Below are 11,098 nucleotides of genomic sequence, written 5' to 3'. Positions count from 1 at the left end.
TCGGGGCCTTCCTGAGTTTCTGGTGCCTTTGCTTTGGGTATTATGGATAAAGCAACGGTGCCTGATCGACGGGACCGAAGGGGCCGCGAACTCGAGCGCGCCAGCGCTCCAAAATTACTGCCTGGGGAGCAGGTGCTTGCCGTCCTTGTCCGTGGACAGCGCCAGCGAGCTGATGTACTGGATCTCGCCTTCGGGACCCGGCACCGCCGAGGCGATCATGTCCGGACGCTCGAAGTCCATGCCGGTGACGTGGCACGTGAGCAGGTCGCCCGACGGGTTGCCGTGTTCGTCGAACATCGGCGCCTCGATGCCGTCGTCGGTGCGTCGCAGGTAGTACTTGCCCTTGGTGGCGATCGCGGTGAGCGGGGTCGCGATGAAGGCGACCAGGACCGCGACCAGCGGCGAGTACGGCTTCAGCAGGTCACCGAACAGGCCGAAGAAGGTCATGATCGACAGCACCGCCGACAGCCCGAAGCCGACCAGACCCACCGGGTTGAAGTCGTAGAGCATGCCGCGCCGGAACTCCGGCACCTTCGGCGAGATCTTCAGCAGGTACTTGTTCACCGCGATATCGGTGGCCACGGTGACGATCCAGGCGATGCCGCAGTTGGCGTAGAAGCCGAGGATGTTGTTGAGGAAGTCGAACATGTTCGCTTCCATCAGCACCAGCGCCACACCGAGGTTGACCACCAGGAACACCAGACGGCCCGGGTAGGTCTTGGTGACGCGGGTGTAGGAGTTGGTCCAGGCCAGCGAGCCCGAGTAGGCGTTGGTCACGTTGATCTTGACCTGGCTGATGACCACCAGCACCACGGCCAGCGTCATGGCCAGCCACCCCGGCACCATGTCCTTGTAGATCTCCAGGAACTGGTGCACCGGCTGGTTGGCGATGCCCTGCGCGGCGGGCAGGTTCGCGATCAGGTACACCGCGAGGAACAGGCCGACGACCTGCTTGGCCGCACCGAACAGCACCCAGCCGGGACCGGCGAGCAGCATCCAGCCCCACCACTTGGCCCGGTTCTCGGGCGTGCGCGGCGGCATGAAGCGCAGGTAGTCGATCTGCTCGGCGATCTGGGCGATCAGCGACAGGCAAACACCGGCGGCCAGCAGCGCCCCCGAAACGCTCACACCCTCACCGTTCTCCCCGCCGTAGGCGAAGAACGAACCCACCGAATCGGGGTGGCGCACCAGCAGGAAGCCGAACGGCGCCACCATCAGCAGCAGCCACAGGGGCGTGGTCCACACCTGGAGTTTGGCCAGGGTGTTCATCCCGTAGATGACCAGCGGGAAGATGATGATCGTGGAGGCGAGATAGCCGAGCCACAACGGAATTCCGAGGCCTAATAACAGGCCCTGCGCCATGATCGAACCTTCGAGCGCGAAGAAGATGAAAGTGAACGACGCGAACACGATATTGGTGATCACGGAGCCGTAGTAGCCGAATCCGCTGCCGCGCGTGATCAGGTCGAGATCGATGTTGTAGCGCGCCGCGTAATAGGCGAGCGGAAATCCGGTGAGCATCACGACCACGGCGAAGATACCGATGCCGATCAGGGCGTTTCCGGTGCCGTGAGCGATGCCGATATTCGCGCCGATCGCGAAATCGGCGAGGTAGGCGATGCCGCCGAGTGCGGAGATGCCGACGACGGCGGGGCTCCATTTGCGGTAGCTCCGCGGGGCGAAACGCAGCGTGTAGTCCTCGAGTGTTTCTTTGGCGGCAGTATCTGCTCCGGCCATTTCCCTCTCTCCTTCATCCGCTGCCGCACGTAACCGGCGACTCACAGACGGTCCTGCATAGATGTAGACGCGAATTTTCCGATCCGTTACGCCGCTGTTACGCAGCCCGATGGTGACCGGGGTCACCGAAACGGCTCCGCAAAAACAAGCACGCGTGTATGTTTTTGGGCGGAGCGAGCGTCAGGAGACGACAGTGTTCGAATGGTCCGAGACCGATCTGATGATCCGCGACGCCGTGCGGGCGTTCATCGACAAGGAGGTCCGGCCGAACCTCGACGCCCTCGACAGCGGTGAGATGCTGCCGTATCCCCTCCTGCGCAAGCTGTTCAGTCAGTTCGGGATCGATGCGATGGGTGAGGATGCCGTCGCGAAGATGCTCGCCAAGGAAGCGGCGGGTCCGAGCGAAGGTGGCAAGAAGGCGGGCAGCCCGTTCGGCGATCAGCAGTCGATGATGGCGGTGCTGATCAGCGAATTGTCCGGTGTCTGTATGGGTCTGGTGTCCGCCCTCGGGGTGAGCATCGGGCTGGGCGCCACCACCATCATGTCGCGGGGCACCCTCGCGCAGAAACAGCGCTGGCTGGCCGACATCGTCACCCTGCGCAAGGTGGCGTCGTGGGCGATCACCGAACCCGATTCCGGCTCGGATGCGTTCGGCGGCATGAAGACTCGCGTCGAACGCGACGGCGAGGACTACATCCTCAACGGCCAGAAGACCTTCATCACCAACGGCCCGTGCGCCGACGTGATGATCGTCTACGCCAAGCTCGACGAGGGTGACGGCGCCGGCAAACGCGACCGCAAGGTGCTCACGTTCGTGCTCGACACGGGCATGGAAGGCCTCACCCAGGGCAAGCCGTTCAAGAAGATGGGCCTGCACTCCTCACCCACCGGCGAGTTGTTCTTCGACAATGTCCGGCTCGGCAAGGACCGGTTGCTCGGCGAGACCGAGGAACACCAGGGCGGCGACGGAAGAGAAAGCGCCAGAGCCAGTTTCACCGCCGAGCGGATCGGCGTCGGGTTCATGGCGCTGGGCGTGATCGACGAATGTCACCGGCTCTGTGTCGATTACGCGCGCAACCGCACGCTGTGGGGGCAGGAGATCGGGCGCTTCCAGCTGATCCAGCTCAAGCTGGCCAAGATGGAAGTGGCGCGAATCAACGTGCAGAACATGGTGTTCAACGTGCTCGAGCGCGCTCGCGCGGGCAAGCCGCCGAGCCTGGCCGAGGCCTCGGCGATGAAGCTGTACTGCTCCGAGGCCGCCACCGAGGTGGCGATGGAGGCGGTGCAGTTGTTCGGCGGCAACGGCTATATGAGCGAATACCGGGTCGAGCAGCTGGCCCGTGACGCGAAGTCGCTGATGATCTACGCGGGCAGTAACGAGATCCAGGTGACCCACATCGCCAAGGGACTGCTCGGGAAGTGAACCGGCCCCGGCCGCGAACAGTGTTGTCGCGGCCGGGATCTCATCACACGGCGCGCAGGTGCCCGCGGCTGGCGTAGATGTGCTCGGCGATCAGCGTGGCGATCCGGTCCGGCGCCTCCAGCATCGGCACATGCCCCACCCCGTGTATCAGGATCCGATCCGCCGACTCGGGCAGTTCGCGCAGGTAGCGGGTGGCGTACACGCTGTTGGGGATGATCCGGTCGTATTCGGCGAGCAGCATCCGCACCGGGGTGCTCAGCTCGCCCAGGTCGTCCATGCCCGGCGCGCGCAGGCTGCCGAGGATGAGCGGGATCATCGCCTCGCAATGCAGGACGGCGGTGAGCAGGGTCGCGAGATCACGGCGCGCGACAGCACCGGTGTGCTTGGCGACCAGCAATGCGGCCACCTGCTGCACGAGCGCGTTGTTGATCGCCGCACCACCGAGGCGTTTGCCGATCTCGATGAAGGGGATCATCGACGCGAACTTGACGCCGATCCTGACCTGGCTCAGCGAAGGCGATGCCCAGCCACCCGCCGCGGCGATGGTGGTGAGTGTGCGAGCCCGGCCGCGTCGGGCCAGCTCGAGTCCCACCCAGCCGCCGAGCGAATTGCCCGCGATATGACAGGTGCGCCAGCCCAGCTCGTCGAGCTGATCTTCGATCTGATCGGCCAGGGCGTACACATCCAGCGCCCATCCTTCGACCTTCGGGCCACCCCAGTGCCCGGCGAACGCGGGCGCGTACACCTCGCAATGTGCCGACATCCGCTGCGCGACCTGCTCCCAGCAGTGTGGCGACAGCAGGAATCCGTGCAGCAACAAGACCGGGTCGCCGGACCCGATGTGCAACGCCGCGACGGGCGTGGGGCGGGCGGTGGACTTGGCGGTGCGTGACGTCATCGTCATCACCCCTTCCTGGACGACGGTGTCCGGGGGAGCATCCCTGCCTGCATTGTACGGTCGTACGGTGCCGATAATCCTCTCGACTGTGAACGTTAACGGGGTCCGTGCCGCTTCGACCAAGGGCATGACAGCCTGGTTGGCGGCGACCGAAGCCGACATCGTCTGCCTGCAGGAGACCAGGGCGACCGATGCGCAGACCGCGGCGGCGCTGGCCCCCGCGCTCGACGCGGGTTGGGTCCTCTCCCACGCCGAGCCCGAATCCAAGGGCCGCGCGGGCGTGGGGATCCTGTCGCGGCGCGCCCCCGATGCCGTGCGCATCGGGTTCGGCAGCACCGAGTTCGCGGCGTCGGGCCGCTATATCGAAGCCGACTTCGGTGAGGTCACCGTGGCGAGCGTCTACGTGCACTCGGGGGAGGAGAACACCCCCAAACAAGACGAGAAGTACCGGTTCATGGCCGAGCTCGGCGCGTACCTGAAATCGCGCACCGGCGAGTTCGTGGTGAGCGGCGACTGGAACATCGCCCCCGCCGAGGTCGACCTGAAGAACTGGAAGGGCAATCAGAAGTCGGCGGGCTTCCTGCCCGAGGAGCGCGCCTGGATCGCCGACCTGCTCGCCGCGGGCTACGTCGACGTGGTGCGCGCCCTGCATCCCGGCGTCGCGGGCCCCTACAGCTGGTGGTCCTACCGCGGCCGCGCCTTCGACAACGACTCCGGCTGGCGCATCGATTACCAGCTGGCTCTCGGTGAGCTGACCGGGCGCGCCAAGCAGGCCGTCGTCGAACGGGCCGACGCCTACGACCAGCGCTGGTCCGACCACGCGCCCGTTACTGTTCAGTATCGATGACACTCTCACGCAAGACTCTCAGCCTGCTCGGTGGACTTGTCCTCGTCCTGGCGGCCATCGGCCTCACCGTGTTCGGCGGTCGCGGTAGCGACAGCACCACCGTCACGTCGACCACGCGTGCCGTCGCCGGCATCACCACCACCGCGTCCGCGCCGAAACCTGGCCCGCCCGCCGGGAATTCGTCGGCCTCACCGGTCACCAAGACCGCGGGTGTGCCCGACCGCGCCTATGTCACCCTCGTCGAGATCGACGCGGGGCGTTGGCCCGGCTCGGCCAACGCGCAGGGCACCAAGGGCGGCGAGCAGTTCATGAACCGGGGAACCAAACTGCCGCCCAAGGATTCGGCGGGCAAAGCGGTGAAATACCAGGAGTGGGATGTGAATCCCAAGCAGCCCAATCGCGGTCGCGACGCCGAACGCATCGTCACCGGCAGCGACGGTTCGGCCTGGTACACCGGCGACCACTACGAAACCTTCACGAGGATGCGCTGATGACTCCGCGAATGACGCTGTCGCAGTTCCTTGCTCGCCCCACCCCCGAAGCGCCGGCTGCGACCGCGCCGCCGGTGCTCGGTGCGCTGCCGGTGGACGCCAACCAGTTCAGCGGCGTCCGCTACGACGCCCCCGCCGACTACCGCGTGCGCGAACTGCGGGGAACCAAGATGCGCACCACGGCAGAGCTGTTCGACGAGTTCGCCGCCGCCTTCCAGTTCCCGTACTACTTCGGCGCCAACAAGGACGCCTTCGACGAATGCCTGCGCGACCTCGACGATTTCGTGGGCGACGCCCCGGGCTATGTCGCGGTGATCCGCACCGCCGACGACCTGCTCGCCGCCGAACCCACCGAACGCACCTGGTTCGACTCCGCCATCCGTGATTGCGCCGCGTATTGGGCGCGCCGCGAGGTCGCGTTCCGTGTCGTCTTGCAGGGCGATCCGGAGAAATTCGACGCGGTTTCGCTGACAGACTGACGTCCAGCACGCATCCGTAAGGTTCCTTATGCGCGGTTTGTCCGGCTAGGGTCGGTCCCTGGTGCGTCGAGATCCGGCGGATCGGGACGGAGCTCTGCCGTGCGTTTCGCGAAGGTGATCGGTCTGGCGACGGCGGGAGCGATCGGCCTGCTCCCGCTCGCGGTTCCCGCGTTCGCCGCGCCGACGCAGACCCAGTACGCACCGACCATGCTGGTGCTCGATGCCTCGGGTTCGATGCTGGCGGCCGATCCGGGCGGCGGCACCAAGATGGACGCTGCGAGGACAGCCGTACGCGGTTTCGTGACGACCGCGCCCGCCTCGGCGAAAGTCGGACTGTCGGTCTACGGCACCGGCACTGGATCCACCGACGCGGAAAAGCCCGCGGGATGCCGTGACGTCTCGGTGCTCGTACCGGCCGACACCATCGACAAACCCGCGCTGACATCAACCGTCGACAGGATCACCCCCAGCGGTTTCACCCCGATCGGCGCCGCACTGCGCACCGCCGCGGGCGCCCTGCCTACCGAGGGCCCGCGCTCGATCGTGCTGGTCTCCGACGGCCTCGACACCTGTGCACCGCCCGACCCGTGCGAAGTAGCCCGTGAACTCAGTGCCGACGGCGCCTCGATCGTCGTGCACACCATCGGTTTCGGGGTCGATGATGCCTCGCGCGCCCAGCTCATCTGCATCGCCGACACCACCGGCGGCACCTATACCGACGCCGCCGACGGCAAGGCGCTCGAGCGGGTGTTGCCCCGGGTGAGCACTGCGGCACTGCGCGACTACACCGCGGCGGGAACCCCCGTCGAAGGCGCTGCCGGATACCAGGACGCACCGGCGGTAGTGCCAGGGCAGTACCTCGACACCATCGGGCAGAAGAAGCCCCGCTACTACGCGGTGGACGTCCCCGAGGGAGCGACCGCGTACTTCAGCGGGACCGTCTCCTTCCCCCGTGGTGAGAACGCGGTGAGCTCGAACAACAGTCTGCGCCTGCGGGTCGCCGGCGTGGAGGGCCAGGACTGCAACGCCTCCGAACAGGAGAACGCCGTCCGATCCACCGATGGCGTCGCGCTCACGGTCAGCTCGCAATGGACCGGCGCGACCGATGCGAAAGACGGCACCGCGCGCACCGACAAGTGCAAGGGCGGCGGCCGGTACTACTTCAGTGTGGAATGGTCGGGTGTCGCCGACAACGCGCCGGTGACGCTGCCACTGGAACTGAATGTCACCGTCGAACCGGGCGTCACCGACGGCGGCCGCCCGGCGGAACCCGAACCGGCGTCGTTCACCGCGCCGAGCGGTCCGGTCGTACCGTTGGCCGGTGGCGGCTCGTTCAACGTGGCAACGGCCCTCGACGGCTCCGGCGTCTACGGCGACACCGTGCAGCGCGGCGAATTCGTCTTCTACAAGGTGAAACTCGACTGGGGTCAGGGCTTGGCCTATCGAGTGCGTTTCCTCGAGACCCCGGGCCGTGGCCTCGACAACGTCTCGGTCGTCACCACCACGCTGTACACGCCGTACCGTAAGGAGGCCGCCGACGAATTCGCCAGCTACAACGGTGCGCCCGACATTCTGCCCTCGAACAAGCAGGCTTTGGCCATCCCCGAGGTTCGCTATCGCAACCGCGAATCCTCGGACCGGGAAGTGTCGGAGAACGCGCTCGCCGGGTGGTACTACATCGCGGTGAAAGTCAGTCCGACACAGAATGATCCGGGTGTCGTTCGTCCCGTGCCGGTCGAGCTAGATGTCGTGGTGACCGGAACGCCGGAGGCGGGCCCCACGTATCGGGCTGTGCCCGGGTCCACCGATAGCTCGATCGAGAACGTGCCCGACACCGCGCAGGCCGCCGACGACGACAACTCCACGGCACTGCTCGGTACCGGCATCGCCGTCATCGCGTTCGCCCTCACCATCGGCGGTGTCATCGCGATCACTCTGCTGCGCAGACGAACTCGTCGATAGCGCAGTGCTCCGCCGGATGTTCTGATGCCACTGCAATTGACGGCTGTCATTGCCTGATCAGTCCGTTTAACGTCTTCGCGGAGCGGCCATCCAGGGTTGCCTGTGAGGAGAACTTGATGAAGCGAGTACTGGCCGGCGTGGGTATCTTCGCCGCTGTCATGGTGGCGTCGGCCGGAATGGCAACGGCCGATAGCGGTCTCGCACCCCAGCGGTCGGATGTCGAGCTGGTCGCTGAGGCGTCCCCGGGATCGAGCGACCTGGTCGGCAACCTGCTGCGCGCGCTGTCGAGCGGTTCCGCCGCGGAATGCGACGGCGTCATGCTCGATGTGTGCGTGCCCCTTCCGTCCCAGCCTGCGAACGGTGCGCAGATCGCGGACAGCGGTTCCGGTGCCGGCTCGGTGCAAAATGTGGACATTCAGTTCTGGCGCCTGATCGGCTGGCTGAGCAACGGGTCGTCGGAGCCGTGCACCGGCGCGTGCTTCCCCCTGTAGCGGGATCGTTCAGCGGTAGCGACCGGCGAGGTCGTCGCCGAGCAGGACGAAAACGTCGGTGATCTGGTCGATCAGTTCCTCGCGGGTGAGATCGAGGTCGCCCGCGAGCCAGGTCGTAAGGGTCTGGGTCAGGCCGCCGACCAGGTAGATCGCCCGGAAGTCGACCAGGTTCTGTGGGACGTCGCCGCCGTAGAAGCCGGTGCCCTCGGCGGCGACCAGCCGGGCGAACGCCCGCACCGTCCTGGCGGTACGGGCGCGAAGCTCCGGGGTGGCCATTCCGGCGATCAGCGCGGCCCTGGCCTTGCGCGGGTCGTCGGTGAGCACCGAGATGCCCGCGTCGATCGCGGCGTGGGCCTGAACGCGGCTGTCGGCGGGCGCGGTGGCCAGCGCGGTGGCGATCGCCGCGGTGAGTTCGTCGGCGATGCGGTCGAGCAGGGCTTCCAGGACGTCGTCGCGCTTGTCGAAACTCTCGTAGTAGTACCGCTCGTTCAGGCCCGCGCGCGCACAGAGGCCGGCGACGGTGAGTTTGGCATCGGCGGCGACCAGGTCGAGCGCCGCGTCCAGCAGCGCGGTCCGCCGCTGGGATTGCCGCTCCTGCGCCGAAACGCCACCGTATGTCCGTTGTGCTGCCACAGCGTCCATTGTGCGTGCTGCCGTCCTCTCGCGGTGTTTTGGTAGAGACTCTTGCCAGAATATCAATTCTGGGGGATTCTATTGCCAGATGCACTCGACGAGGAGGCGCAACATGGCCACACGGCAGGGCGAACCCGGATATTTCGCCGACGATTCGATGATCCGGCGGGTGATGAGCAAGCGTGCGGTCGGTCTCACCTACGGCGTGCGAGCGCTGGTGATCGGCGCGGTGCATCCGCTGCTGTTCGTCGGCACCAGTGAACACACCGCGCATCGGGAAACCCCGTACACCCGCTTGGCCATCACCGGCGCCCTGTTCGAAGCGGTGTTCCTCGGCAGCTTGGCCGAGGCCGATCGCGCGCTGGCCTTCACCCGGCGCAAGCACGACGCGGTGGTCGGCACCCTGCCCGAAGACGCGGGCGCCCACCATCCGGCAGGCACCGCCTACGCGGCCCACGATCCGCACCTGATGTTCATGACCATGGCCTTCACCTTCGATTCGGCCGAGGTGATGTACGACCGCCTGGTCCGCGAACTCACGGCCACCGAGCGCGAAGACCTCTACCAGGACTATGTCCGCTGGGGTGAACTGTTCGGCATGCCGCGCGACGCCGCACCCGCCGACTACCCGGCCTTCCGTCGCTACTTCGACAGCTACCTGAACTCGACCGAACTGTTCCTCACCGAGGAGGCCGAACTGGTCGGCTCCTATCTGGCGGGCCATCGCAAGGCGTACCGGCTGCGCCCGCCTGCCGAACAGGTCGGTACCGCGCTGTATCTGCTGGTCCAGGGCAGTCTGCCGGCGCGGATCAGGCAGATGTACGGCATCGAGTGGGGGATCTCCGACGAACTGGCGCACCGCGCGCTGTGCCGCAGTATCCGCACCGCCCATGTCGTCCCGCCGCTGGCGCCCCGGGTACTGGCGGGCACGCTCGCCGGGCCGAGCGCCCCGTCCTATCAGCTGCTCGCCCGTCGCGAACAGCGCATGGTCAAGACGGGCCACCCGAGCATGCCCGGTGTCGATCCACGCAACTGGGTGCAGCGAAATTCCGCTTGAGCGGCATGGAAAGATTCGGGGTATGTCCAGTCCTGCCCCGGCCGAGACGGCCGAACGTAAGCAGCGGGTGCTGTCGGGCATCCAGCCCACCAGCGACTCCTTCCACCTCGGCAACTACCTGGGTGCGCTGCAGTACTGGGTGACGATGCAGGACGAGTACGACGCGCTGTACTTCATTCCGGATATGCACGCGATCACCGTCAGCCAGGATCCCAAGGCGCTGCGGGCGCGCACCAAGTCCGCCGCCGCCCAGCTGCTCGCGCTCGGCATCGACCCCGCCAAGTCCACACTGTTCGTGCAGAGTCAGGTGCCCGAGCACGCCGAGCTGTCCTGGGTGCTGAGCTGTATCACCGGTTTCGGTGAAGCGGGCCGGATGACCCAGTTCAAGGACAAGTCGGTCAAGCAGGGCGCCGAGAACGCGACCGTCGGCCTGTTCACCTACCCGGTGCTGATGGCCGCCGACATCCTGCTCTACCGCCCGCACCAGGTGCCGGTCGGCGAGGACCAGCGCCAGCACCTCGAGCTGACCCGGAACCTGGCCCAGCGCTTCAACACTCGTTTCAAGAAGACCTTCGTCGTGCCGGAGCCGCACATCGTCAAGGGCACCGCGAAGATCTTCGATCTGCAGGACCCGACCTCGAAGATGAGCAAGTCGGCCTCCAGCGACGCCGGGCTGATCAACCTGCTCGACGACCCGAAGATCACCGCCAAGCGGGTGCGCTCGGCGGTCACCGACACCGGGCGCGAGATCCGCTACGACCCGGAGAACAAGGCGGGCGTGAGCAACCTGCTGGTGATCCTGAGCTCGCTGCGCGAAACCCCGATCGTCGACCTCGAGGTGAATTTCGAGGGTAAGGGCTACGGTGATCTCAAGGCCGAGGTGGCCGACGCGCTGGTCGAATTCGTGACGCCCGTGCAGAAGAAGGTCCAGGAATACCTGTCCGATCAGGCGGAACTGGACCGGATTCTGGCCGCGGGCGCCGAGCGGGCGCGTGAGATCGCAGGCAACACACTCGCTCAGGTGTACGACCGGGTTGGCTTCCTCGCTCGCTGACCCGTTGCGCACCTGAGGTTTTCGCT

Annotated in this window: 11 protein-coding genes; 8 read left to right on the top strand and 3 right to left on the bottom strand. The window is 66.4% G+C overall.

The features are described from left to right. Positions 1-114: 114 nt before the first annotated feature. On the bottom strand, positions 115-1,737 hold the full coding sequence (locus ACFVVI_RS33595) for a purine-cytosine permease family protein (RefSeq protein WP_387448778.1): 1,623 nt from the start codon (positions 1,735-1,737) through the stop codon (positions 115-117). A gap of 193 nt (positions 1,738-1,930) precedes the next feature. On the opposite strand from ACFVVI_RS33595, the gene ACFVVI_RS33590 reads away from it, so the two are divergent. Beyond that, positions 1,931-3,160 (top strand): acyl-CoA dehydrogenase family protein, encoded by a 1,230-nt coding sequence (locus ACFVVI_RS33590; protein WP_387448775.1) that lies wholly within the window; start codon positions 1,931-1,933, stop codon positions 3,158-3,160. A gap of 43 nt (positions 3,161-3,203) precedes the next feature. Here ACFVVI_RS33590 and ACFVVI_RS33585 read toward each other — a convergent pair whose 3' ends face one another. Then, positions 3,204-4,058 carry an alpha/beta fold hydrolase gene (locus ACFVVI_RS33585; RefSeq protein ID WP_387448772.1) on the bottom strand — a complete coding sequence of 285 codons (855 nt, stop codon included), beginning with the start codon at positions 4,056-4,058 and terminating at the stop codon, positions 3,204-3,206. 67 nt (positions 4,059-4,125) lie between these two features. On the opposite strand from ACFVVI_RS33585, the gene ACFVVI_RS33580 reads away from it, so the two are divergent. From ACFVVI_RS33580 to ACFVVI_RS33560, 5 genes are all read left to right on the top strand, one after another. Next, on the top strand, positions 4,126-4,905 hold the full coding sequence (locus tag ACFVVI_RS33580; protein ID WP_387448769.1) for an exodeoxyribonuclease III: 780 nt from the start codon (positions 4,126-4,128) through the stop codon (positions 4,903-4,905). Beyond that, on the top strand, positions 4,902-5,396 hold the full coding sequence (locus ACFVVI_RS33575) for a ribonuclease domain-containing protein (protein ID WP_387448766.1): 495 nt from the start codon (positions 4,902-4,904) through the stop codon (positions 5,394-5,396). The genes ACFVVI_RS33580 and ACFVVI_RS33575 overlap by 4 nt, the downstream gene beginning before the upstream one ends. Next, on the top strand, positions 5,396-5,875 hold the full coding sequence (locus tag ACFVVI_RS33570) for a barstar family protein (protein WP_387448763.1): 480 nt from the start codon (positions 5,396-5,398) through the stop codon (positions 5,873-5,875). Before ACFVVI_RS33575 ends, ACFVVI_RS33570 begins: the two co-directional genes overlap by 1 nt. Positions 5,876-5,974: 99 nt before the next feature. Continuing rightward, positions 5,975-7,837, top strand: coding sequence for a VWA domain-containing protein (locus ACFVVI_RS33565; protein WP_387448761.1), 1,863 nt, complete (start codon positions 5,975-5,977; stop codon positions 7,835-7,837). A 116-nt stretch (positions 7,838-7,953) separates the two neighbouring features. Continuing rightward, positions 7,954-8,328 carry a hypothetical protein gene (locus ACFVVI_RS33560; protein ID WP_387448758.1) on the top strand — a complete coding sequence of 125 codons (375 nt, stop codon included), beginning with the start codon at positions 7,954-7,956 and terminating at the stop codon, positions 8,326-8,328. Between the two features lie 9 nt (positions 8,329-8,337). On the opposite strand, the gene ACFVVI_RS33555 is transcribed toward ACFVVI_RS33560, so the two are convergent. Then, complete coding sequence (locus ACFVVI_RS33555) at positions 8,338-8,970, bottom strand: TetR/AcrR family transcriptional regulator (protein WP_379220430.1); 633 nt, start codon at positions 8,968-8,970, stop codon at positions 8,338-8,340. A 103-nt stretch (positions 8,971-9,073) separates the two neighbouring features. On the opposite strand from ACFVVI_RS33555, the gene ACFVVI_RS33550 reads away from it, so the two are divergent. Both ACFVVI_RS33550 and trpS read left to right on the top strand, forming a co-directional pair. Next, positions 9,074-10,018 carry an oxygenase MpaB family protein gene (locus ACFVVI_RS33550; RefSeq protein WP_387448754.1) on the top strand — a complete coding sequence of 315 codons (945 nt, stop codon included), beginning with the start codon at positions 9,074-9,076 and terminating at the stop codon, positions 10,016-10,018. 22 nt (positions 10,019-10,040) lie between these two features. Then, positions 10,041-11,072 (top strand): tryptophan--tRNA ligase, encoded by a 1,032-nt coding sequence (trpS, locus tag ACFVVI_RS33545; protein WP_378996762.1) that lies wholly within the window; start codon positions 10,041-10,043, stop codon positions 11,070-11,072. The last annotated feature ends 26 nt before the right edge of the window (positions 11,073-11,098 follow it).

The sequence above is a fragment of the Nocardia sp. NPDC058114 genome (assembly GCF_042884695.1).
Taxonomy (GTDB): Bacteria; Actinomycetota; Actinomycetes; order Mycobacteriales; family Mycobacteriaceae; genus Nocardia.
Note: the sequence above shows the minus strand (reverse complement) of the source record. Positions and strands in the feature narration are given on the sequence as shown.

Coding starts and splice junctions, on each gene's coding strand:
- ACFVVI_RS33595 (WP_387448778.1), bottom strand. CDS start 1,737: ATGGCCGGAGCAGATACTGCCGCCAAAGAAACACTCGAGGACTACACG.
- ACFVVI_RS33585 (WP_387448772.1), bottom strand. CDS start 4,058: ATGACGTCACGCACCGCCAAGTCCACCGCCCGCCCCACGCCCGTCGCG.
- ACFVVI_RS33575 (WP_387448766.1), top strand. CDS start 4,902: ATGACACTCTCACGCAAGACTCTCAGCCTGCTCGGTGGACTTGTCCTC.
- ACFVVI_RS33570 (WP_387448763.1), top strand. CDS start 5,396: ATGACTCCGCGAATGACGCTGTCGCAGTTCCTTGCTCGCCCCACCCCC.
- ACFVVI_RS33560 (WP_387448758.1), top strand. CDS start 7,954: ATGAAGCGAGTACTGGCCGGCGTGGGTATCTTCGCCGCTGTCATGGTG.
- ACFVVI_RS33555 (WP_379220430.1), bottom strand. CDS start 8,970: ATGGACGCTGTGGCAGCACAACGGACATACGGTGGCGTTTCGGCGCAG.
- ACFVVI_RS33550 (WP_387448754.1), top strand. CDS start 9,074: ATGGCCACACGGCAGGGCGAACCCGGATATTTCGCCGACGATTCGATG.
- trpS (WP_378996762.1), top strand. CDS start 10,041: ATGTCCAGTCCTGCCCCGGCCGAGACGGCCGAACGTAAGCAGCGGGTG.